A 21,580-nucleotide genomic window follows, 5' to 3' on the forward strand; every position below is an offset into this window, starting at 1 on the left:
GGCCCGCGAGGCGCGCGCCGGTCTGGCCGTCCGCGCCGAGGCCGCCGCCGAACGTCTGGCCGAGGCGTACCGCAATGTGCAGGAGGCCGCAGGAATGTCGCCGGAAGCGCTCGGCCAGAAGCTGACCGACGACGCGGTGGCCCGTCCGCCCGACGCCGCAGGGGCCGAAAGCCTCCTGTTCGGTCTGGAGCGCGAACGCGAGGCTCTGGGCGCCGTCAACCTGCGCGCCGAGGACGAGGCCGTCGAATACGGCGACCGGCTGAACACCATGCGGATCGAGCGGTCGGACCTCACCACCGCCATCGCCCGCCTGCGCGACGGCATCGACGAACTGAACGCCGAGGGCCGCGAACGGCTGGTCGCCGCCTTCGACATCATCAACGACAACTTCAAGAGCCTGTTCGAGGCCCTGTTCGGCGGCGGCCAGGCCGAGCTGAAACTGGTCGAATCCGACGACCCTCTGGAGGCCGGTCTCGAAATCTACGCCTGCCCACCCGGCAAGCGGCTGTCGGTCATGTCGCTGATGAGCGGCGGCGAACAGGCCCTGACGGCGGCGGCCCTGATCTTCGGCGTCTTCCTGGCCAACCCCGCCCCCGTATGCGTGCTGGACGAGGTCGACGCCCCGCTGGACGACGCCAACGTCGATCGCTTCTGCCGCATGCTGGACGAGATGCGCAAACGCACCGACACCCGCTTCATCGTCATCACCCACAACCCGGTGACCATGAGCCGGATGGACCGCCTCTACGGCGTCACCATGCCCGAGCGCGGCGTGTCCCAGCTGGTCAGCGTCGATCTGAAACAGGCCGAGACCCTGGTGGCATGAGCTTTGAGGACGACAGGCCCGGATGGGATGACGGAGTGGCCGACGCCATGATCGGGGCGGTCGTCCTGATCGGCCTGACCTGGCGCCGACCTGAAGGCGAAGAGCAGACGCAGCTCTATGGCGTCATCCAGACGGCCGATCCCGAGAACGGTTTCGAGATCATTCCGAGCGGCGCCCATGAGGGCGAGACCTACTGGCTGCCGCCCGACCTCAGTTCGTTCCAGCCCGCCCCGAGAGGCGAATACCGCCTGCGTTCAACCGGCGAGATCGTCGTTGATCCCGACTACATCAGCCAGTGGACAATTGACCCTCCAGCGCATTGAGACGCTCGATCAATCACCGCGCAGTCACTTGCATTAGCGGATTAATTCGGCCTAGCCTTCCTGAAAGATAAAAGGGAAGGACCAACCATGGCCATCGACGCCCAGCGGCTTCTGGACCTGAAACTGCCGGATCACGACTGTTCGTGGACGCAGGAACATTGCCAGATCTACGCCCTGGCCACGGGGTTCGGACAGGATCCGGTCGATGATCGCGAACTGGCCTATGTGGTCGAGGGGCCGGATTTCCGGGTCAGTCCGACGGCGGCGATCACCCTCTACTATGACGACGCCTGGATGCGGGAGAGCGGCGTCGATCTGGCGATGTCACTGCATGGCGAGCAGAAGAACATCTTCCACCGGCCGATCCCGCCGTCGGGGCGGGGCCGGGTGAGGTCGCGCATCACCGGCGTGCACGACAAGGGGCCGGGGCGCGGCCTGCTGGTGGTCTGCGAACAGGTGCTGACCGACGCCGAGACGGGCGAGGCCCTCGCCACCAACATCATCACCAACTTCGCGCGCGCCGACGGCGGCGGCGGGTCATCGGCGGGGACGCTTTCCAGCCCGCATGCCCTGCCCGACCGGCCCGCCGACCTCGTCGTCGATCAGGTCACCCGCCCGGAACAGGCCCTGATCTACCGCCTGACCGGCGACCGCAATCCGCTGCACGCGACGCCGGCTACGGCGCGGGAGGCGGGCTTTCCCCAGCCGATCCTGCATGGCATGTGCACATACGGCTTCGCGGCCCGGGCGATCCTGGGCTCGGTCTGCGACTTCGACCCGACGCGGCTGAAGTCCATGGGCGCGCGGATCAGCGCCCCGGTCTTTCCGGGCGACGCCCTGCGCACCGAGATCTGGCGCGACGGCGAGGTGGTGTCGTTCCGCACCACAGCGCCGAACCGCGACAATGTCGTGGTGCTCAACAACGGGCGAGCGGAGGTGGTTTAGGGTCTCGGAACCGTCCCGCCCGCCACGCCTTGAAGCCCTATGAAAAAAGCCATCGTCACCGGCGGCGCCGGCCTCATCGGAACCGGCCTGTGCGTCGCCCTGCTTGAGGCGGGTTGGAAGGTCGCGTCTTTCGACCTGAAGCCCGGCCATGAGGACGCCCGCTCCATCATCTGCGACGTCGGCGACGAGACCTCGGTCGCGGCCGCTTTCGACGAACTGGGCTGGGACCGGCTTGATCTGCTGGTCAACAACGCCGGGATCGCCTCGCCCGACCGGGGGCCGATGGCGGAGTTGTCGCTGGCGGACTGGCGCAAGGTGACCGACAGCCACCTGACCGGCGCCTTTCTGATGAGCCGCGCGGCGATTCCGTTGATGCGCGACGGCGCCGGCATCGTCCACATGGTCTCGACCCGCGCCTTCATGTCCGAACCGAATACCGAGGCCTATGTGGCCTCAAAAGGCGCCCTGGTCGCCCTGACCCACGCCATGGCCATCAGCCTGGGGCCGAAGATCCGGGTCAACGCCGTCGCGCCCGGCTGGATTTCGGACGGGGAGGACGTGAGCGAGGCCGATCAGGCCCAGCATCCGGTCGGCCGGGTCGGCCGCCCCGACGACATCGCCGGCGCGGTCCTCTATCTGGCCGAAGCCGGCTTCGTCACCGGTCAGGTTCTGACGGTGGACGGCGGCATGACCCGCAAGATGATCTACGCGGAATAGGGAACCGGGTTTCCGGGACGCCATTCAGTCTTTGTTCGGAACACCTTGTTATGACAGCACTGTCGTAGCGTCGCGTAGAGGAGGCCGCCATCACACGGTTAATCGCGTTTCAACTCGATGTGGGCGGGCTGATCTGGATCAATCCCGAACTGGTGAGTTCGGTGCAAAGGCAAAGCGACGGCATCGTCCTCATTCGCTTCGCGGCGGGCCAACCCCAACAGGTCGCCCAGGTGCGGGGCGAGGCGGCGGACGTCGTGGCGCAGCTGTGCAATGTCGAGGCGCAGCCGGCGTTCGATCGGCGACGACGCGCCGGACCTCAGCCGGAGCCCCAGGACGCCGGTCTTTTCGGCGCGGGTCTCGCCGCCCGACCGAAGTGAGGGTCGCCTTCGTTCCGCCGCGTCGGCCTGCTCAACACGGGGTTGAGCTTTTGTGCTAACGTCGCCATCTGATCGCGATCCCGCCCCTCTCCGAGCCTGCCGCCCTGATGTACGAAACCCCCGACGATCTCGCCGACGAGCACCTGGTGCGCTCCAGCACCATCCGCGTCCATTCGGCGGATGATTTCGAAGGCATGCGCCTGGCGGGCCGTCTGGTGGCCGAGGCCCTCGACATGATCGCCCCCTTCGTCGTTCCGGGCGTGACGACGCAGGAGATCGACGACCGCATCCGCGACTATACGATCGCGCGCGGCGGCCTGCCCGCCTGCCTGGGCTACAAGGGGTACGCCAAGACAGTCTGCACCTCGATCAACCACATCGTCTGCCACGGCATTCCCGGCGACCGGGTGCTGAAGGACGGCGATATCGTCAACATCGACCACACCGTCATCGTCGACGGCTGGCACGGTGATTCCAGCCGCATGTATTCGGTCGGACACATCAACGCCCGGGCGAGGAAACTGATCGACGTCACCTACGAGTCCCTGCGCCTGGGTCTGGAGCAGGTAAAGCCCGGCAATACGTTCGGCGACATCGGCTACGCCATCCAGCGCTACGTCGAGGAGAACCGCATGAGCGTGGTGCGCGACTTCTGCGGCCACGGCATCGGCCGCATCTTCCACGACGCGCCCAACGTCCTGCACTACGGTCGTCGCGGCGAGGGCGCGGTGCTGGAGCCCGGCATGTTCTTCACCGTCGAGCCGATGGTGAACCTGGGCAAGCCGCATGTGAAGGTTCTGTCCGACGGCTGGACCGCGGTGACGCGCGACAAGTCCCTGTCGGCCCAGTGCGAACACACCATCGGGGTGACGGAGGACGGGCTGGAGATCTTCACCGCCAGCCCCGCCGGCCTGTTCCGTCCGAACTGATCCCTCTCCGTCACCCTCGGGCTTGACCCGAGGGCCGGATTCGCCGCCCGCACTGCGTCGCCGGCAGAACTCGATTAGAAGCACAGGCCCGCATGGCGCCCGATCCTCGGGTCAAGCCCGAGGATGACGGAATTTATTGATGTTGATCCTTCTCGCCTTGTTGTGGTCGCTCGCTCTGGACTCACAATCCCACGCCTTCGTCATCACCGGGGCCGGACGCTTCGCCCAGGCGGCGGACACGGCCTCGATCGTCCGCGAGGGTGATACCGTCCGCATGCGGGTGCTGCAGGTGGCGGACAAGGACTTCCACGTCGGTGATGTCGCCTACTGGGGCGGCTGGTCCTGGTGGCGCTTCGATTGCGCCGCCCGCACGGCCGACCGTCTGGACTTCGCCTCGGTGCGCGAGGGCGGCATTGAAGGCCCTGCCATGACCGAAAACCAGCCCGCCTACTCCATCGTCAGTGGAGGCGACGCCGATGAACTGGCGGCCGTGGCCTGCGCCGCTGAACCACCCGCGAGCCAAGCCGTCACCCTGGAGGACGCCGTCAGGCTGGGGCGGGCGGCGATCGGGGACTGACCTGCTCGCGGTCCCATTGCAGGCGGTCCCTCGGCAGGGCTTCCGGGCATTCGTCGCGCATGAAGGCCATCAGCTTCTCGCGGATTTCGCAGCGCAGGTCGAATGCGACGGGCGCCGACCTTGCGCTGGCCAGACACCGGACCTGCAGCACCCGCTCCGTGATGTCGGTGACCTGCAGCACCTGGACGTCCCCGTCCCAGAGCTTGGACGCCTTGACGATGCCCTCGAACGCCTCGCGCAGCCGGTCGATGGGCGCCTCGTAGTCGACGTAGAACATGGCCGTGCCGATCAGCCGGGCGTTCTCGCGCGTCCAGTTCTGGAACGGCTTGGTGATGAAATAGCTCAGCGGCAGCACCATCCGCCGCCAGTCCCACAGCCGGACGACGACATAGGTCGAGGTGATCTCCTCGACATTGCCCCACTCCCCCTCGACGATGACGGCGTCGTCGATGCGGATGGGCTGGGCCAGGGCGATCTGGATGCCGGCCAGTAGATTGGTCAGAACCGGCTGCAAGGCCAGACCAGCGATGATGCCCACCACACCCGCCGAGGCCAGAAGACTGACGCCCCACTGGCGGAACCCGGACAGGGTCATCAGGGCCAGTCCCACGGTGACGATCACAAGGATGACCTTGGCCACACCCTGAAGGATGCGCGTCTGCGTCAGATGCTTGCGCGCCAGTAGATTGTCCTCGACGGCGATATTGTACCGCCTCAGGTGCATCACCGACCACATGTCCAGCACGCCGGACGCCAGCCAGCCGATGGTCAGGATGAAGGCGATCAGCAGGCCCGACCGCACCTGGGCCGAGGCCCCCGGGTCCAGCGGCGACACGGTCACCCCGATGGCCAGGCCGACGATGAGGACGAGCACCCGCAGCTTCTTGCGCGCCCGCTCGACGACGCCGCGCCAGAACAGATCGCGGTCCTTCACCACCCGACGCAGGACGGCGAAAATCACCTTGTGCACGAGCCAGGCCCCACCGGCGAAGACCAGCAGCACCAGGCCGATGACCGCCCACTCGGGAAGCCAGGCGAACTCGCGCCACAAGACCGCGATGCGTCGCGTCAGATCGTGGATCTCGGGAGGCATGGGGGACGTAACGCGCCACGGCCGAGGTTGTTCGCGCTCGATGCCCCCTCTCCCGTCGGGAGAGGGCTTGAGCGCCCGTGAGCGAAGCGATCGGCCTTCGCGCGAAAGGGTGAGGGGCTGGCGGCTTGAACGGAGTTCCGATCGCCTATGTCAGGTCAGAAGTTGAGGCGGGAGCATCGCGCGAAACCACAACGATCACCCCCTCACCCTTTCGCGCCAGAACGACGGTAAGCCGTCGTGCGCTCAAGCCCTCTCCCGCCGGGAGAGGGAAGCGTAATTCGCCGTCGCCTCCGCCAGATCGGCCAGTCGCGCGGCCGCGTCGGGGATGGCGACGGAGCGGGCTGCTGCGCTCATGGCGCCCAGCCGCGCCGGTTCGGACAGGATCCCTGTGAGAGCGGCGGTCAGACGCTCGACGGTGACGTCGTCCTCGCGGATCACCTCGGAGGCTGTCACGTCTGTCAGGGCCCGGGCGTTCAGGGTCTGGTGGTCGTCGGTGGCGATCTTCAACGGGATCAGGACCGACGGCAGGGCCGCGACCGCCAGTTCAGCGCAGGTCGAGGCGCCGGCCCGGCCGACCACCAGATGGGCCGTCGACAGCCGCGCGGCCATGTCGCGGAAGAAGGGCGCCACCTCGGCCTCGATCCCGGACTCGAGATAGATCTGGCGCGCGGCCTCCATCGTCTCCGGCCGCGATTGCTGCTGGACCTTCAGCCGGCGCCGCAGAGCCTCCGGCAGGGCGGCCAGGGCCCGGGGCGTGGTCTCCGACAGGATGCGGGCGCCCTGACTGCCGCCGGTGACCAGAACATGGATCGGCCCGTCTGCGGCCGGCGCCACATAGGGCCGGTCGAACAGGGCGCGAATCTCGGCCCGCACCGGGCTGCCGACCAGATGGGCCTTCAGACCCGCGGGCGCATGGACCAGGGTCGGGAAGGACGAGGCGACGGCCTTCACCCGCCCGGCCAGCATCCGGTTGGTGCGGCCCAGCACCGCATTCTGTTCGTGGATCAAGGTCGCACGTCCCTGCGTCAGGGCGGCGACCAGGGCCGGGGCGGACGGATAGCCGCCGAAGCCGACCACGACCGAAGGGTTCAACCGCTTGAACGCCGACCGGGCTTGCAACACCCCCTTCAGGATCGCCACGCCCGCTTTCAGCAGGGCCATGGGACCGGAGCCTGTGGCGGCGTCTAGATACAGCTTCTCCTCGGCCGGGAAGTTGGCCGCGTACTGTTCGCCGCGCCGGTCGGTGGCCAGAACCACGCGCCAGCCGCGCGCGGCCATCTCGCGGGCCAGGGCCTCGGCGGGGAACATATGGCCGCCGGTTCCCCCGGCGGCGTCGACGCAGACTCTGGACTTCATTCTCGCTCTCTGGCTGGAGCTTGGGTCTGGGTGAAGAGTGCTGGTGAGTAGTGAGTGGAAGCCGATGCCGACATAGCGCTGATCTTCTCACCACTCACTATTCACTAGCACTCTTCACCCCTCACGACAGGATGCGGCTCCCCGGCCGCGAGAAGGCCGCGCCGGGCTCATAGGCCCCCGGCCTGCGCCGGGTCAGGGCCAGGGCGAATCCCATGGTCAGGCCCATGGCCAGCATGGACGAGCCGCCATAGGAGATGAAGGGCAGGGTCATCCCCTTGGTCGGGATCAGGTTCAGGTTCACCGCCACATTGATGCAGGCCTGCAGCCCGATCAGGGTGAACAGCCCGGCCGCCGCCGTCTGTTCGAACGGATCGTTCAGCTTCATCGCCCGTCGCATTCCGCGCACCACGATGAAGGCGTAGAGGCCGATGATGGTCAGGCTGAGCATCAGGCCGAACTCCTCGGCGCCGACCGAGTAGATGAAGTCGGTGTGCAGGTCGGGCACGTGCCGCTTCATCACCCCCTCGCCGACACCGCGTCCAAACAGGCCGCCGGCCCGGATGGCCTCACTGGCGCGGTCGATCTGGTGGGTGTCGGTGTTCTCGGGGTTGGTGAACCGGCTCAGGCGGTCGCGCATGTGGCCGAAGGTGAAATAGAGTGACACCAGCCCGCCGGCGCCCGCCGTGGCGATGACCGCCATCCATTTCCACGGCACCCCGGCCATGAAGAAGACCGCCATGAAGGTGGCGGTGATCAGCAGGGTCTGGCCGATGTCGGGCTGTATCAGCAACAGGCCGACCACGAGAGCCCAGAAGCCGAAGGCGATCGAAACGCCCGGCACCCCCTGCCCCTTCTGCCCCTCGGCGAACATCCAGGCGGCGAAGACGATCAAACTGGGTTTGACGAACTCACTGGGTTGCAGGCTGAACGGACCCAAGTTCACCCAGCGGGCGGCGCCCTTCACCTCATTGCCGATGAACGGCAGGGCGGCCATGACCAGCATACCGCCCAACAGGGTCAGGACGGCGATCCGCCGCACGCCCTTGGGCGACATCAGCGAGGTCAGGAACATGATCGACACCCCGCCGGAGGCCCAGACCAGCATCCTCCAGGAATAGTGGAAGGGGTCGGTGATCGACTCGTCGGCCATGATCGCCGCCGGGCTGGAGGCGAAGCTGAGCGCCACCCCCGTCGCCATCAGGGCCAGGGCCGCGCCGAGCAGGGCGCGATCGACGGTCCAGAACCACTGGGCAATGACGCCGGAATCGTTGCGCGAAAACGGGCGGGTATAGGTCTCGTTCATGCCGCGCCTCCCTCGGCCCCGAGCGCCATCACGGCGGCGCGGAACGCCTCGCCCCGTGCCTCGAAGTCCGGATACTGGTCGAAACTGGCGCAGGCCGGCGACAGCAGGACGACCTGATCGCCCCCGGCTGCGGCCGCATCGCGCGCCGCGGCGGCCACGGCGGCCTCAATCGTGCCGACGATCTCGTGCGGCGTCTTGCCGAGGGTCGCGCCGAAGGCCTCGGCCGCCTGACCGATCAGATAGGCCCGGGCCACGCGCGGGAAGAGGTCGGCCAGATCGTCGATACCGCCGGCCTTGGGCACGCCCCCGGCGATCCAGAAAACGGATGGATAGGAGGTCAGGGCCTGACGCGCCGCGTCGGCGTTGGTGGCCTTGGAGTCGTTGACGAAGCGGACCGGGCCGATGTGGCCGACCGTCTCCATCCGGTGAGCCAGGCCGGGGAAGGACATCAGGCCGGCGGCGGCTTGCTCGTATCCGACGCCCAGCGCGCGGGCGGCGGCATAGGCGAAGGCGGCGTTCTGGGCGTTGTGTCGTCCGGGGAGAGAGCGGGCGGGGGTGAGGTCGACAAGAGGGCAATCTTCGCTAGGCCAAGTCTCAAGACGCATCGACTTTGCGACTTCGAAAAGGGTCCGATCATGAGTCCAAAGGACGGATTTCGCGTCCTCCATGACCGGGGGACCATGGTCTCGCGTGGAGACCGCTGTGACATCGCGCTTCTGGAACGTCGCCAGATCGCGAGCGATCGCCTCACCCCAGCCCTCGTCAACGCCCACCAAGGCCAGACTCCCGACCGGTTGGCTCTGGAACAGCCGCCGCTTCGCCGCGACATACCCCTCCATCCCTCCGTGCCGGTCCAGATGGTCGGGGCTGATATTGGTCAGGATCGCCACATCGGGCGCGAAGCTGGTGGTCAGGTCCAGCTGATAGCTGGACACCTCGATCACATAGGCGGCGTCGGGCGTGGGCTTCGGCAGGGCCAGAACGCCGATGCCGATATTGCCCCCGACATGGACCGTCAGCCCGGCCTGTTTCAGCACCCAGCCGATCAGGGCCGTGGTCGTGGACTTGCCGTTGGTGCCGGTGATGGCGACGACTTTCGGCCGCTCGTCTTCGGGCAGGGCCGAGATGGCCCGGGCGAACAGTTCGATGTCGCCGATCACTTCGACGCCCGCCGCCCGGGCCTTGTCCACCGTCCAGTGCGGCCGGGGATGGGTCAGGGGCGCGCCCGGCGACAGGACCAAGGCGGCGAAGCCCGACCAGTCAGCCGTCGTCAGATCCTCGACCGTGAACCCCTCCGCCTCGGCCTGCATCCGGCCCGAGACCCCGTCGTCCCACAGGATCGGAAGGGCGCCGCCGGCCTGAAGCGCGCGCGCGGCCGTGATCCCCGACCGCCCCAGGCCGAAGACCGCGACGCGTCTGCCTTCGAAACCGGGGACCGGGATCATGGCGTCAGCGCAACTTGAGGGTGGAGAGGCCCGCCAGGGCGAGCATGGCGGCGACGATCCAGAACCGGATCACCACCGTCGATTCCGGCCATCCCAGCTTCTCGAAATGGTGATGGATGGGAGCCATCAGGAAGATGCGCCGCTTGGTCAGCTTGAAATAGCCGACCTGGATCATGACCGAGGCCGCCTCGAGCACGAACAAGCCGCCGACGATGCCCAGCACCAGCTCGTGCTTGGTGGCCACCGCGATGGACCCCAGAGCGCCGCCCAGGGCCAGCGACCCGGTGTCGCCCATGAAGATCTTGGCCGGCGGGGCGTTGTACCAGAGGAAACCTGTGCCCCCGCCGATGATGGCCGCGCAGAAGATGGCCAGCTCGCCCGATCCCGGCACATGGTGGACGCCCAGATACTGGGAGAAGATGAAGTTGCCGACCAGATAGGCGATGACCCCGAACGCCGCCGCCGCCATCATCACCGGCACGATGGCCAGTCCGTCCAGACCGTCGGTCAGGTTCACGGCGTTGGAGAAGCCCACGATCGTGAAGGCCGCGAACGCGACATAGAACCAGCCGACGTTCAGCAGCACGTTCTTGAAGAAGGGGAAGGCGATCGAGGTCTCCAGGAAGGGCGAGGTCGGCGACTGGGTCATCCACAGCACGGTCAGAACGCCCGCGACCACCGCGACCGCCACCTGGGCCAGAAGCTTCTGTTTCGAGGTCAGGCCGGCCGAGGTCTGTTTGGTCACCTTGGCGTAGTCGTCGACGAAGCCCAGCACGCCGAAGGCCGCCGTCACGCCGGACACGATCCATATGTAGGGATTGGTCAGGTCGCCCCAGAGGAAGACCGCCACGCCGATGCCCGCCAGGATCATCAGACCGCCCATGGTGGGGGTGCCGACCTTGGACAGGTGGGAGACCGGGCCGTCGTCGCGGATCGGCTGGCCCCGGCCCTGTTTGGCGCGGATCCAGTTGATGAAGCGGCTGCCCATGGCCACCGCCACGATCATGGCCGTCGCCATGGCCAGGGCCACCCGGACGGTCTGGTACTGGACCAGATTGAGCAGGGGATAGTCCTTCGCCACATCGGCGAAGTGGAGATAGAGCAGATAGAACATCTAGACGGCCCCCTCGGCCGGTTGATCCAGCGCCGCGAGCGCTTTGGCGACGAGCGAAGCCTTCGAGCCGTTCGACCCCTTGACCATGACGATGTCGCCCGGCCCGACCAGATCGGCGGCCATATCGGCCAGTTCGATCGCCTCGGTGCGCCACTGACCGCGTCGTCCAGGCGGCAGTGCGTGCCAGAGCCCGATCATCTCAGGGCCGGCGACATGCACCACGTCGATGCCGGCGGCCTCGATGTCGACGGCGAGACCCTCATGCAGAGCCCGGGACTGGTCGCCCAGCTCCAGCATGTCCGTCAGGATGGCGATGCGTCGCCCTCCCGGCTCAACCGGTCTGGCGGCCAGGGACTTGAAGCCCGCCCGCATCGACAGCGGATTGGCGTTGTAGCTTTCGTCGATCAGGGTGAAGGCGCCGCCGGAGCGGGTCACGCGGCGAGTCTCTCCCCTGCCCTTCAGCGGTTGGAACTCGGCGAGGGCGGCGAGCGCCGTCTCGACCGGGACATCCAGCGCCTCCAGCATCAGGATGACGGCGAGGCTGTTGAGGCCCCAGTGGAAGCCGGACTGCTTCAGAGTGAAATCGAGCGCCCGGCCGCGAAGGTCGGCGGTGACCCGGGCGCCGCCCTCGTATGAAACGAAGTCGATCAGGCGGGCGTCATGCTCGGCGGCCGAGCCGAAGGTCGCGACGCGGGCGCCGACGTCCCGGGCCGCCCCGGACAGCAGATCGACCCAGGGGTTGTCGCCATTGATGACCGCGACGCCGCCGGGGACGAGCCCCTGGAAGATGGCCGCCTTTTCGCGCGCCACGCCTGTCTCGCCATCGGCGAAGGCTTCGATATGGACCGGGCCGACCGTGGTCACGCAGGCGGCGTGCGGCTGGACCATGCGCGACAGGGGACCGATCTCGCCGGGGGCATTCATGCCGATCTCGAACACCGCCCGCTGCACCGTCGCGGGCATCCGCGCCAGGGTCAGGGGCACGCCGATGTGGTTGTTGTAGCTCTTGATCGAGGCGTGAGCGGGCCCGGCCAGATCGAGACCGGCCTTGATCGCCTGGGTCACGCTGGTCTTGCCGACGCTGCCGGTGACGGCGCCGCGACGGACATGCGGCGCGCGATCCCGAGCTGCCGCCCCGAGCGCCTCCAGCCCCCGCAGCGTGTCGGGCACGACGATGCAGGGTCCGCCGTCCACCGGCCGTTCGACCAGGGAGCCGACCGCCCCGCCCTCGAAGGCGGCGGCGGCGAAGTCATGACCGTCGCGGGCGCCCCGCAGCGCCAGGAACAGGTCGCCCGGCTCGATCTCGCGGCTGTTGTAGGTCAGGCCCGTGGCGTCGAAGTCCCCGCCCTCGATCCGGCCGCCCGTGGCCCGGGCGATATCGGCGGCTGTCCAGAGGGGCGCGGTCAGGTTGGACGGGGCGTCAGGCATTCTGGGTCAGGGCTTCGGCGGCGACGGTGGCGTCATCGAAGGGGTGAATCGTCGTCCCCACGATCTGACCCTGTTCATGCCCTTTTCCGGCGATCACCACCACATCGCCGGCGCCCATCATGCCGATCGCCTCGTGAATGGCCTCGCGCCGGTCGCCGATCTCCAGCGCCTCGGGACAGCCCTCACGCACCTGGGCGCGGATGGCGGCCGGATCCTCGGAGCGGGGATTGTCGTCGGTGACGATGGCCACGTCGGCGAACCGGCCGGCGATATCGCCCATCAGGGGACGTTTGCCCCGGTCGCGGTCGCCGCCCGCGCCGAAGACCACGATCAGCCGCCCGGTCGCATGCGGACGCAGGGCGTTCAGCACCGTCTCCAGCCCGTCCGGCGTGTGGGCGTAGTCGACATAGACCTCGCCGCCGTTCCGGCCGCCCGGAATGCGCTGCAGCCGCCCTTGCGCGCCCGTGATCTTCTCCAGCGCCGGCAGGACGCGGTCGACGCGGTCGCCCGCCGCGATGCACAGGCCCGCGGCGACCAGGGCGTTGGCGGCCTGGAAGCCGCCGGCCAGGGGCAGCAGAACCTCGTGCCGCGCGCCGCGCACGTCCAGCAACAGTCTCTGTCCCTCCGGCGTGGCGATCCGTTCGATCAGGGCCAGGTCGCGGCCGCGCTCGCCCACGCCCATGATGCCCAGACCCGACATGATCCCGGCCGAGGCGAAGGCGTTGTAGGCGTCGGAATCGGCGTTCAGCACCGCCGTCCGGCCGCGCGGCAACAGGGTCTCGAACAGCCTCAGCTTGGCCGCGCGGTAGTCCTCCATCGTGCCGTGATAGTCGAGGTGGTCCTGGGTCAGGTTGGTGAAGCCCGCCGCCTTCAGCGTCACCCCGTCCAGACGACGCTGGTCGATGCCGTGGGAGGAGGCTTCCAGCGCCAGATGGGTGACCTCCTTGCGGGCCAGCTCGGCCAGAAGCCGGGCGGCGTCGCCGGCGTCGGGACTGGTCAGACCGGGGCCGGTCAGGGTGTAGGTCTTGTCGCCCTTCTGGCCGACCACGCCGAGGGTGCCCATGCTGGCCGACTTGTGGCCGATGGCGGCCCAGATCTGGCGGCAGAAGGCGGCGACCGAGGTCTTGCCGTTGGTCCCCGTCACCGCCACGCAGGTCGCCGGCTGGGCGCCGTAAAAGCCCCGCGCCGCGATCGCATAGGCCCGACGCACATCGCCCGAGGTGACCAGAACCGGCGCGGCGCCGTGCGGGGTATCCATCGGCGCCAGAACCGCGGCCGCCCCTTGGGCCAGGGCTTGGGGGATGAAGGCGCGGCCGTCGGACGTGGTCCCGGGCAGGGCCACGAACAGGGCGCCCGGCTCGACCTTGCGGCTGTCGGCCGTCACCCCGGTGATGAGGGGATCGGAGGCGACGTCGCGGCGCAGCAGGTCCGAAAGCTTGATGGCGGGAGCCGAACTCATCGTCCGTCGCCCTCCACGTCCTCGAAACGGGGAGTCTTGTCGCCGAGGGCGGTACGCCAGGCGTCGGCCCGCCGCTCCACGCCGAGGAAGGGGGCGATGCGGTCGGCGATCCGGCCCACGGCGGGCGCCGCGACGAAGCCGCCCGTGCGCGGATAGGCGCCCGGCTCGTCGATCAGGATGAAGATGCCGTACCTCTGGGTTCCCACAGGTCCGTCGGCCGGGAAGATCGCCGCGAACGACCCCACGGCATGGGTGGGGTCATAGCGGCCGTTGACCAGCTTGTTGGCCGATCCGGTCTTGCCGCCGACGCGCAGACCGGGGGCCTCGGCGCGGCTGCCCGAGCCGGTGACGACGTTGCGCCGCATCAGTTCCAGCATGGTCAAGGAAGTCTCGGCCGACACCGTCCGGCGCGGCTGAACGCCCGGGACGCCGCCCTTGCGCAGGGTCAGGGGCCGATACTCCCCACCATTGGCGATGGCGTTCATCGCCGCCGCCATCTGGGCCGGGGTGATGGACGCGCCATAGCCGAACGAGAGGGAGGCCAGGGTGCTGTCGGACCATTCGCGCGGCCGGATCGGACGCGCCGATTCCTTCAGCTCGATCGGCGCGGCGTCCAGCAGGCCGAACCGGGTCAGGTAGTCGCGCATGACGTTTCCGCCCATGCCGATGGCCAGACGCGAGGTGCCGATGTTGGACGAGTGGAGATAGACCTCCTCCAGCGACAGCACCCGGTTGGTGGCGTGGAAGTCGGCGATCCGCCTGTTGCCGATCATATAGGCCGACGAGGCGTCAAGCATGGTGTTCATGTCCGCCCGGCCGGTATCCACGGCGGCGGCGATGGTGAAGGTCTTGAATACCGACCCCATCTCATAGACGGCGGAAACGGCCAGATTGCGCGGATTGGACTGGGGCCAGGAGGCCATGCCCAGGACCTCGCCGGTGCGGGCGTCGGTGACGATGCCCACGGCGCCCTTGGCCTTGTTCAGCTCGGCGGCGGCGGCCAGTTCGTTCTCCAGCACTCCCTGGACCCGCATGTCGATGGACAGGGGGAAGTCCTGGCCCGCCATGCCCGCTGCACGAATCTGGTCGTTGAAGGCCAGCTCGGCGCCCGACAGACCGATGCCGCCGCTGTCAGCCAGGCCGATCAGCTGGTTCGACAGGCCGGTCAGGGGATAGACGCGGCGGTCTTCCGGCTCAAACGACACCCCGCCAAGGGCCAGGTCGTGGACGGCGGCGCGCTCGGCCGGGGTCAGGCCCGGCATGACGATGAGGCGGCGCTCGCCGAAAATGACCTTGCGCAGCCGGTCCAGCGGCACGCGCGGCAGGGCGTAGCGGATCTGGTCGAAGGCTGCGCGACGATCCCAGACTTCACTCGGGTCGATGTAGAGGCCGTAGTGGGTGATGTTCGTCGCCAGGAGGGCGCCGTTACGGTCCACCAGATCGGCGCGCACCAGGGCGTTGGGATTGGCGCCGGCCCCGGCCGCGCCCTTGGGCATGAAAAGGGCCGCGCGCGCCGCCCCGACCGCCAGACCGGAGAACACCAGGCAAAAGGCCGCCAGCAGCAGGAAGATCCGGAACCGCGTGTCCTCTTCCGGCCGGGCGTCGGCGCGGGCGCGCTCGAAGGCGTGCTCGATCCACCAGACCAGGGAGCCGATCCAGCGCAGGCCGGGAGACAGGGCCGAGCCGATGTCCGGTCGGACGCCGGGGGCAGGACGATGGCCCGCGCGATGGTCCTGAACGCTCATTGCGGCGCCTCCGGAGAGACGGCGGCGCCAGAGGCCGGCACAGAGGCGGGCACAGGGGCGGGCGTGGCGACCACGGGCGCAGCCTGCGGCGCTTGGGATGCGGACTTCAGGCCCGGCAGATCGGCCTCGGTCGCGCGGCGATGCACATCGACCGGCTCCAGACCGACCGACCGCGACAGGTTCTCCAGCCGACCGGGCTGTTCCAGACGGGCGATTTCGGCGCGCAGCAGGCGCACCCGCTGGCGGTTCTCGGAGATCTCGCGCTCGATCTGGGCGATGCGGCGATCCTCGCGGTCGGCCGCCGCCTTGGCGACATAGACGGAGAAGATCAGGACGGCGACCACGACGACCCCGATGATGTCGATCCAGCGAACGCCGCGAACCTTCCAGTTCAGCAGGCGATTGAGGCCGGTGCGGGCGACGGTCAGAACGGCGGTCATGCGGCGATCGCCCCTTCGATCCGGCCCCAGGCGGGGGCCTCGGTGCGAACCCCCGCGCGCAGACGCGCTGAGCGGGCGCGGGGGTTGGCGGCCAGCTCGGCCTCGCCCGCCTCGCGCGCGCCCTTGAAGGCCAAGGTGAAGCTGGGCTTGCGGCTCTCGACGGCGACGGGCGCATGGCGCGATCCACCCGGCGCATTGCCGCTGCGCTCGGTGAAGAAGGCCTTCACGATCCGGTCTTCCAGAGAATGGAAGGTCACCACCGCCAGCCGACCGCCGGGCGCGAGCGCCGCCTCGGCCGCCGCCAGACCGGCGCGCAGCTCGCCGAGCTCGTCGTTCACCGCGATGCGCAGGGCCTGGAAGGTGCGGGTGGCCGGATGGGTCGGCGCGCCGCGACGTCCGCCGACAGCCTTCTCGACCACCTCGGCCAGATCCAGCGTCCGCTCGAATGGCCGTTCGACACGGCGGCGCAGGATGGCGGTGGCGATCCGGCCCGACTGGCGCTCCTCGCCATACAGTTTGATGAGATAGGCGAGCGGGCCGTGCTCATAGGTGTTGACGATGTCGGCCGCCGTCGGCCCCTCGTCGCCCATCCGCATGTTCAGCGGGCCGTCACGCATGAAGGAGAAGCCGCGCTCGGCCTGATCCAGCTGCATCGACGAAACGCCGATGTCGAAGACGGCGCCGTCGAGCTTCGCCTTGCCGGTTTCGGCGAAGGCCTCGGCCAAGCCCGAGAACGGCGTGCGGACGAGGGTGAACTTGCCGGGAAAGTCGGCGGACAGGGCGTCGGCGAACGGCTGGACCGTCGGATCGCGATCCAGGCCGATGACCTCGGCCCCCGTCTCGAGAATGGCGCGGCTGTAGCCGCCGGCGCCGAAGGTGGCGTCGACGATCACGTCGCCGGGCGCGGGCGCCAGGGCTTCGATCACCTCGGCGAGCAGGACGGGGGCGTGAGGACCGCTCATGCAGCGCCTCCCGCAGGCGGGGGCGACTTCAGCACTCGCCCGGCCAGGGCGCGGCTCGCGGGACGGCGGGCGTTCCAGGCGGCACGATCCCAGATGCGGAACTTCTCGCCCATGCCGACGATGACGACCTCGCCGTCCAGTCCGGCGTCCTGGCACAGGCTGGCGGGCAGGGTGATGCGCCCCGCGCCGTCATAGGCCAGCACCCGCTGGCCGCCGTACAGGGTCTCTTCCAGGGCCGTCCGCTCGTCGCTGCCGAACGGCAGGGCCTGAATTCGGGCGACATATTCGGCCATCAGGGCCTCGCCCCCGGCCTCCAGACAGTCGTCGGTGGGGGATTGCAGGCAGAAGACGCCGGTCTCGGCGCCGTTGGCGGCCGTGCGGAATTCCTCGGGGATCTGAAGACGGCGCTTGCCGTCCAGTTGTTTCTCATAGGTTCCGAGAAACACGCCCTGCCCCATCGAGCCTTTCGGCCCGTCCCTGAAAACCCGTCACACGTCGAGAGATTCGACGCCCCAACCCCACGCTACGGGACCGGGATAACATGGGACGTATTGGGCCTCAATGGGATTGATTGACGCTTTTTAACCACGTTCTGCACGCGTTCCGGCCCCGCTACATCTTTTCCGCAAGAACATACACGGAACATATTGAGCCGAAGACCTTGCATTCTTCTGGGCGCGACAGGGTAAGCGGAAGATTAACGAGCGGAATCAATCCCGTGGCGCCGCGCCGCCGAGCGGTGATTCATCCGCGCCACAGGGGGCCGAAATCGCCCTGTGGACGCCCAAAAAGAAAGGGTCAGACGGCCTGTAAGCCGGGTTCTGTTCCGCGTCCGAAGACGCGGCGACGATCATTCCTCTGGACCGCCCATCGCTGAGCGGTTCTCGCGACCTACCCGGACGCCTGGGGCGGTGAGCCCTGCGGCCGCAACCGCGCGCCGTCCCTATTTGGTCTTGCTCCAGGCGGGGCTTGCCCTGCCATCGACGTTGCCGCCGATGCGGTGGGCTCTTACCCCACCCTTTCACCCTTACCGACCTCGCAAGGTCGGAGGTTTGCTTTCTGTGGCGCTTTCCCTCGGGTCGCCCCGGGCGGAAGTTATCCGCCGCCTTTTCACCGTGGAGCCCGGACTTTCCTCGACGAAGCAAGCTCCGCCGCGACCGCCCGGCCGTCTGACGGGGGCGTGATGGTCGCTTAGAAGCGTCTCGTCAACTTTCTCCCTCCCCTTCATGGGAATCGAAAGGTCAGTTCAGCACGCCCGTGACGCTCTCGGCCGTCGCCAGTTGCAACACCCCCATAAGGGTCGCGCGGGTCTCGCCGTCGGCGACGCCGTCGACGCGTGAGGGTCGCCAGTGGCGCTGGAAGGCGCGGACCGTGGCCGCCAGTTCCTCGTCATAGGCGCCGGCCGGGGTCAGACCATAGCCGAGCCGGTGCAGGCCCGAGCGCAGGACGAGGACGCCCAGCCCCTCGTCGCCTTTCTGCAGCATGCCGCCTAGCGCGGCGATCCGCTCGGCGGCGGGTTCGAACCACAGGCCATGCCCCGCCCCCGCCAGACGTTTCCAGGGGAAGCGCTCGCCGGGATCCTCCTTGCGGTCGGGCGCGAGGTCCGAATGCGCGATGATGCGGGCGTCTGGGATGGACCAGCGGGTGCGGATGTCGGCGACCAGTTCGATCACCGCCGCGACCTGGGCCTCGGGGAAGTCGCGATAGCCGAATTCATGGCCCGGATTGACGATCTCGATGCCGATGGAGGCGGCGTTGCAGTCGGTCTCGCCCTGCCAGACGCCGCGTCCCGCATGCCAGGCGCGACGCTCCTCGGGCACCAGTCGCAGGATCGAACCATCCTCATCGACGACATAGTGGGCCGAGACCTCGGCGGCGGAATCCTGCAACCGGCCGATGGCCTCGGCGGCCGTCTGCATGCCGGTGTAGTGCAGCACCAGCATGTCCGGCGGACCACGCCGCGCGTTGAAGTTGGGCGAAGGCGCCTCGATGATCGGAAGCATGGTTCGGCCTCAGCGGCCCAGGATCAACGCCCCGGGATCAACGGCCGGGCCGGTCCCAGCCGTAGGCGACCCAGGTGTCGCCCACCTTGCGGGCCTCGATGACGCCCTCGGCCGGGTCGGTCGCGCGACGGGCCTTGACCCCGACCTGACGGCGCGCGCGCAGGGCGAAGCCGGCGAAGAACAGCACCACGCTGGCGCACAGGGCGAAGACGGCCACGGCGGCGGCGGTGAAGACCGCCAGGATCGCGCCCACGGCGAGAGCCACCACGGTGGCGACCAGACCGGCCAGAGACACGAGCGGGCTCAGCCAGCCATGGGTCCGACGCCGGCCATGGACACCCAGCGGAGCGCCGGCGCCGTTCATCAGAGGGTCGTGGGTCATCGACATCCCTTCATCGGCGCCCGCAGCCGGACGCCCTGGACCCCAGTGTCGGTCCATCCACATGAACCGTCAATGTACGCGCGCGCCACACCCGATCAACGGCCGCGCAACGCGACAATTTCGCCCGGAGTTCGCCCGACGAACGCTCAGGGCAGCGGCCGGTCCGCCAGGACCACCGCCCCCTGCCCGCGCATCCGGTCGGCCTCGACCGCCCCGGTCAGGGCCTGGGCGCGCGGGTCGGACATGACGCCGCCGATGGCGATCAGGGCGCGGGCCGCCTCGCTCGACACGCCGAAGGCGGACGAAAGGGCCTCCCACGGCGATTCCGGTTTGGGATAGCGTTTGAAGCGCACCGAACGATCGGTCGGGATCTTCGCCAGTTCACGCGCCTTTGTCACGGCCTCGGTCACCCCCCCAAGTTGATCGACGAGACCCAGTTCCTTGCCCTGGATGCCGGTCCAGACGCGCCCGCGCGCGATCTCGCGCACCCGGTCGGCGGGCAGACGGCGACCGGTCGAGACCCGGGTGATGAAGTCGTCATAGGTCCGGTCCATCGAGGCCGAGAAGGCCGCCCTCTGCGCCGGGGTGAAGCTCTGGCTCGGCGAGAAGGCCGAGGCGTAGTCGCCGCCGATCGTCAGCTCCCGCATATCCACGCCGAACCGGCCCAGGGCGTCGGCCAGCACGAACTTGCCGCCGAACACCCCGATGGAGCCCGTCAGGGTCGAGGGCTGGGCCACGATCCAGTCTGCCTCCGAGCTGATCCAGTAGCCGCCGGACGCCGCATAGGCGCCCATGGACACGACCACCGGCTTGCCCGCCGCCCGGGCCGCGCGCACGGCCGCCAGAATCTGCTCGGACGCCTCGGGCGAACCGCCCGGCGAGGAGACGCGGAAGACGATGGCCTTCACGTCCTTGTCCTTGATGGCGTCATAGATGGCCTCGGCCGTGTCGTCGGACTTGATCGACGATCCGCCGCCGAACCCACCGCCCTGGCCCGTGCCGGTGGTGATGGCCCCCTCGCCGCCGACGATGGCGATGGCGTCCTTGCCCGAGCCGGTGCGCTCGCCCTGGGCCGAGGCGTAGTCGTCGAACTCGACGATCTTGGCGCCCTTGCCGGCGCGCTGCAGGGCCGCGTTCTCGGCCTCCTCGACCTGACCGATCTTGTCGATCAGCTTGGCCGACAGGGCCTGGGGCGCCGAATAGGGACCGGCCTGGATGACCGTCTTCAGGGCCTCCGCCGTCGTCTTGCGATCCGCCGCCGCATTGGCGATGGCGCTGTCGTAAATGGAGGTCATCCAGGCCGTCATCGCCTCGCGGTGGGGGGCGGTGAAATCGCTCTGGGTGTACTGGTTGACGGCGTTCTTGTATTCGTAACGCTGCTCGAACTCGGCCTTGACGCCGTACTTCTCGAAGGCCCGCCCCAGGAAGACGTCATCGGCCGAGAAGCCCGTCGCCTGGAAGCTGGCGGTGTTCTGCATCCACAGTTCGCTGGCCGAGGCGCCGACCATATAGGATGAGATCACCGTCCCGATGGGCATGAAGCCCTGGGAATGGGCGATGACCGTCTTGTCGGCGTTCTTGAACCGGATCACGGCCTGGCGGATCTCGTCGGCCGCCGCCGGGGTCAGACCGGTCTCGGGCAGGCGCAGCAGCAGCACCTTGACCGAGCTGTCCTTCTCGGCCTGGGCCAGGGTGTCGACGATCTTCATCACCGACAGGCCCGACCCGCCGAACGAGGCGAAGGGGTTGAGCGGCGCCTGATCGGTCAGACCCTCGCGCAGGTCCAGTTCCAGCACGGCGTTCGTCGGGGTCGCGGGCTTCGCCGACGACGCGGCGCCCACGGCGAGCATGACCAGCACCACCGGCACGACCACCAGGAAGAGGATCAGGCCCGTGAAGACGCCTAGAACCGTCAGAAAGAACTGTTTCATCGAGGCAAGTCGGTCCGTTCAGGCCGTCGGCGGCCGGCCGCGACCATATCGGCCGGGGCTTCACCGTCAAATGAAGCTGGAGACAGGTTTGTCGGCTTTCATGCTGCGGCGCCGCATCACGATTGATAGGCGGAGTAGAAATCCCTATATCAGCCGCCTGCGAGCGGGGGCCTATCGCCCCGCGTCATGACTGGACCGCACCTCCCATGCTGGTCACCCTGATGA

General features: G+C 68.5%; 20 protein-coding genes, 1 other RNA gene and 1 pseudogene. 7 read left to right on the forward strand and 15 right to left on the reverse strand.

Annotated features, from left to right (window positions below; translation table 11 throughout):
- From ACT6QK_RS10735 to ACT6QK_RS10765, 7 genes and pseudogenes are all read left to right on the forward strand, one after another.
- A pseudogene (locus tag ACT6QK_RS10735) lies at positions 1 to 826 on the forward strand (chromosome segregation protein SMC); the annotation flags it as partial.
- Positions 823 to 1,149 (forward strand): hypothetical protein, encoded by a 327-nt coding sequence (locus ACT6QK_RS10740; RefSeq protein WP_444597821.1) that lies wholly within the window; start codon positions 823 to 825, stop codon positions 1,147 to 1,149. The pseudogene ACT6QK_RS10735 and the gene ACT6QK_RS10740, both read left to right, overlap by 4 nt.
- Positions 1,150 to 1,236: 87 nt before the next feature.
- The gene (locus ACT6QK_RS10745) at positions 1,237 to 2,094 is read left to right on the forward strand and encodes a MaoC/PaaZ C-terminal domain-containing protein (RefSeq protein WP_444597822.1); all 858 of its coding nucleotides are present in this window, start codon (positions 1,237 to 1,239) and stop codon (positions 2,092 to 2,094) included.
- Between the two features lie 39 nt (positions 2,095 to 2,133).
- Entirely contained in the window at positions 2,134 to 2,811 is a 678-nt protein-coding gene (locus tag ACT6QK_RS10750) for an SDR family NAD(P)-dependent oxidoreductase (RefSeq protein WP_444597823.1), read from the forward strand.
- A 119-nt stretch (positions 2,812 to 2,930) separates the two neighbouring features.
- Complete coding sequence (locus ACT6QK_RS10755; RefSeq protein WP_444597824.1) at positions 2,931 to 3,188, forward strand: hypothetical protein; 258 nt, start codon at positions 2,931 to 2,933, stop codon at positions 3,186 to 3,188.
- Positions 3,189 to 3,295: 107 nt separating this feature from the next.
- Entirely contained in the window at positions 3,296 to 4,117 is an 822-nt protein-coding gene (gene map / locus ACT6QK_RS10760; RefSeq protein ID WP_444597825.1) for a type I methionyl aminopeptidase, read from the forward strand.
- A 139-nt stretch (positions 4,118 to 4,256) separates the two neighbouring features.
- On the forward strand, positions 4,257 to 4,694 hold the full coding sequence (locus ACT6QK_RS10765) for a hypothetical protein (RefSeq protein ID WP_444597826.1): 438 nt from the start codon (positions 4,257 to 4,259) through the stop codon (positions 4,692 to 4,694).
- On the opposite strand, the gene ACT6QK_RS10770 is transcribed toward ACT6QK_RS10765, so the two are convergent.
- From ACT6QK_RS10770 to sppA, 15 genes are all read right to left on the reverse strand, one after another.
- Positions 4,663 to 5,787 (reverse strand): mechanosensitive ion channel family protein, encoded by a 1,125-nt coding sequence (locus ACT6QK_RS10770; RefSeq protein ID WP_444597827.1) that lies wholly within the window; start codon positions 5,785 to 5,787, stop codon positions 4,663 to 4,665. The two genes, ACT6QK_RS10765 and ACT6QK_RS10770, sit on opposite strands and share 32 nt — an antisense overlap.
- A gap of 243 nt (positions 5,788 to 6,030) precedes the next feature.
- A complete protein-coding gene (gene murG / locus ACT6QK_RS10775; protein WP_444597828.1) occupies positions 6,031 to 7,143 on the reverse strand; it encodes an undecaprenyldiphospho-muramoylpentapeptide beta-N-acetylglucosaminyltransferase in 1,113 nt (370 codons plus the stop codon).
- 121 nt (positions 7,144 to 7,264) lie between these two features.
- Positions 7,265 to 8,446, reverse strand: coding sequence for a putative lipid II flippase FtsW (gene ftsW, locus ACT6QK_RS10780; protein WP_444597829.1), 1,182 nt, complete (start codon positions 8,444 to 8,446; stop codon positions 7,265 to 7,267).
- Positions 8,443 to 9,891 carry a UDP-N-acetylmuramoyl-L-alanine--D-glutamate ligase gene (murD, locus tag ACT6QK_RS10785; RefSeq protein WP_444597830.1) on the reverse strand — a complete coding sequence of 483 codons (1,449 nt, stop codon included), beginning with the start codon at positions 9,889 to 9,891 and terminating at the stop codon, positions 8,443 to 8,445. The genes ftsW and murD overlap by 4 nt, the downstream gene beginning before the upstream one ends.
- 4 nt (positions 9,892 to 9,895) lie before the next feature.
- Positions 9,896 to 11,005, reverse strand: a complete 1,110-nt coding sequence (gene mraY, locus ACT6QK_RS10790) for a phospho-N-acetylmuramoyl-pentapeptide-transferase (protein WP_444597831.1) — start codon at positions 11,003 to 11,005, stop codon at positions 9,896 to 9,898.
- Positions 11,006 to 12,433 (reverse strand): UDP-N-acetylmuramoyl-tripeptide--D-alanyl-D-alanine ligase, encoded by a 1,428-nt coding sequence (locus tag ACT6QK_RS10795; RefSeq protein WP_444597832.1) that lies wholly within the window; start codon positions 12,431 to 12,433, stop codon positions 11,006 to 11,008.
- Positions 12,426 to 13,892, reverse strand: a complete 1,467-nt coding sequence (locus ACT6QK_RS10800) for a UDP-N-acetylmuramoyl-L-alanyl-D-glutamate--2,6-diaminopimelate ligase (RefSeq protein WP_444597833.1) — start codon at positions 13,890 to 13,892, stop codon at positions 12,426 to 12,428. Before ACT6QK_RS10800 ends, ACT6QK_RS10795 begins: the two co-directional genes overlap by 8 nt.
- Complete coding sequence (locus tag ACT6QK_RS10805; protein ID WP_444597834.1) at positions 13,889 to 15,637, reverse strand: peptidoglycan D,D-transpeptidase FtsI family protein; 1,749 nt, start codon at positions 15,635 to 15,637, stop codon at positions 13,889 to 13,891. Before ACT6QK_RS10805 ends, ACT6QK_RS10800 begins: the two co-directional genes overlap by 4 nt.
- Positions 15,634 to 16,077, reverse strand: a complete 444-nt coding sequence (gene ftsL, locus ACT6QK_RS10810) for a cell division protein FtsL (RefSeq protein WP_444597835.1) — start codon at positions 16,075 to 16,077, stop codon at positions 15,634 to 15,636. Before ftsL ends, ACT6QK_RS10805 begins: the two co-directional genes overlap by 4 nt.
- Positions 16,074 to 17,039: a 16S rRNA (cytosine(1402)-N(4))-methyltransferase RsmH gene (gene rsmH, locus ACT6QK_RS10815; protein WP_444597836.1), complete on the reverse strand. Its 966-nt coding sequence runs from the start codon at positions 17,037 to 17,039 to the stop codon at positions 16,074 to 16,076. The genes ftsL and rsmH overlap by 4 nt, the downstream gene beginning before the upstream one ends.
- The gene (locus ACT6QK_RS10820) at positions 17,036 to 17,485 is read right to left on the reverse strand and encodes a division/cell wall cluster transcriptional repressor MraZ (protein WP_444597837.1); all 450 of its coding nucleotides are present in this window, start codon (positions 17,483 to 17,485) and stop codon (positions 17,036 to 17,038) included. The genes rsmH and ACT6QK_RS10820 overlap by 4 nt, the downstream gene beginning before the upstream one ends.
- A gap of 348 nt (positions 17,486 to 17,833) precedes the next feature.
- An RNA gene (gene rnpB / locus ACT6QK_RS10825) (RNase P RNA component class A) lies at positions 17,834 to 18,212 on the reverse strand.
- 68 nt (positions 18,213 to 18,280) lie between these two features.
- A complete protein-coding gene (locus ACT6QK_RS10830; protein ID WP_444597838.1) occupies positions 18,281 to 19,042 on the reverse strand; it encodes an N-acetylmuramoyl-L-alanine amidase in 762 nt (253 codons plus the stop codon).
- 37 nt (positions 19,043 to 19,079) lie between these two features.
- Positions 19,080 to 19,424, reverse strand: a complete 345-nt coding sequence (locus ACT6QK_RS10835; protein WP_444597839.1) for a hypothetical protein — start codon at positions 19,422 to 19,424, stop codon at positions 19,080 to 19,082.
- 146 nt (positions 19,425 to 19,570) lie between these two features.
- Positions 19,571 to 21,355 (reverse strand): signal peptide peptidase SppA, encoded by a 1,785-nt coding sequence (gene sppA, locus ACT6QK_RS10840; RefSeq protein ID WP_444597840.1) that lies wholly within the window; start codon positions 21,353 to 21,355, stop codon positions 19,571 to 19,573.
- Between the last annotated feature and the right edge of the window lie 225 nt (positions 21,356 to 21,580).

It is taken from the genome of Brevundimonas sp., assembly GCF_052436175.1.
GTDB lineage: Bacteria > Pseudomonadota > Alphaproteobacteria > Caulobacterales > Caulobacteraceae > Brevundimonas.

Coding starts and splice junctions, on each gene's coding strand:
- ACT6QK_RS10740 (WP_444597821.1), top strand. CDS start 823: ATGAGCTTTGAGGACGACAGGCCCGGATGGGATGACGGAGTGGCCGAC.
- ACT6QK_RS10745 (WP_444597822.1), top strand. CDS start 1,237: ATGGCCATCGACGCCCAGCGGCTTCTGGACCTGAAACTGCCGGATCAC.
- ACT6QK_RS10750 (WP_444597823.1), top strand. CDS start 2,134: ATGAAAAAAGCCATCGTCACCGGCGGCGCCGGCCTCATCGGAACCGGC.
- map (WP_444597825.1), top strand. CDS start 3,296: ATGTACGAAACCCCCGACGATCTCGCCGACGAGCACCTGGTGCGCTCC.
- ACT6QK_RS10765 (WP_444597826.1), top strand. CDS start 4,257: ATGTTGATCCTTCTCGCCTTGTTGTGGTCGCTCGCTCTGGACTCACAA.
- ACT6QK_RS10770 (WP_444597827.1), bottom strand. CDS start 5,787: ATGCCTCCCGAGATCCACGATCTGACGCGACGCATCGCGGTCTTGTGG.
- murG (WP_444597828.1), bottom strand. CDS start 7,143: ATGAAGTCCAGAGTCTGCGTCGACGCCGCCGGGGGAACCGGCGGCCAT.
- ftsW (WP_444597829.1), bottom strand. CDS start 8,446: ATGAACGAGACCTATACCCGCCCGTTTTCGCGCAACGATTCCGGCGTC.
- murD (WP_444597830.1), bottom strand. CDS start 9,891: ATGATCCCGGTCCCCGGTTTCGAAGGCAGACGCGTCGCGGTCTTCGGC.
- mraY (WP_444597831.1), bottom strand. CDS start 11,005: ATGTTCTATCTGCTCTATCTCCACTTCGCCGATGTGGCGAAGGACTAT.
- ACT6QK_RS10795 (WP_444597832.1), bottom strand. CDS start 12,433: ATGCCTGACGCCCCGTCCAACCTGACCGCGCCCCTCTGGACAGCCGCC.
- ACT6QK_RS10800 (WP_444597833.1), bottom strand. CDS start 13,892: ATGAGTTCGGCTCCCGCCATCAAGCTTTCGGACCTGCTGCGCCGCGAC.
- ACT6QK_RS10805 (WP_444597834.1), bottom strand. CDS start 15,637: ATGAGCGTTCAGGACCATCGCGCGGGCCATCGTCCTGCCCCCGGCGTC.
- ftsL (WP_444597835.1), bottom strand. CDS start 16,077: ATGACCGCCGTTCTGACCGTCGCCCGCACCGGCCTCAATCGCCTGCTG.
- rsmH (WP_444597836.1), bottom strand. CDS start 17,039: ATGAGCGGTCCTCACGCCCCCGTCCTGCTCGCCGAGGTGATCGAAGCC.
- ACT6QK_RS10830 (WP_444597838.1), bottom strand. CDS start 19,042: ATGCTTCCGATCATCGAGGCGCCTTCGCCCAACTTCAACGCGCGGCGT.
- ACT6QK_RS10835 (WP_444597839.1), bottom strand. CDS start 19,424: ATGACCCACGACCCTCTGATGAACGGCGCCGGCGCTCCGCTGGGTGTC.
- sppA (WP_444597840.1), bottom strand. CDS start 21,355: ATGAAACAGTTCTTTCTGACGGTTCTAGGCGTCTTCACGGGCCTGATC.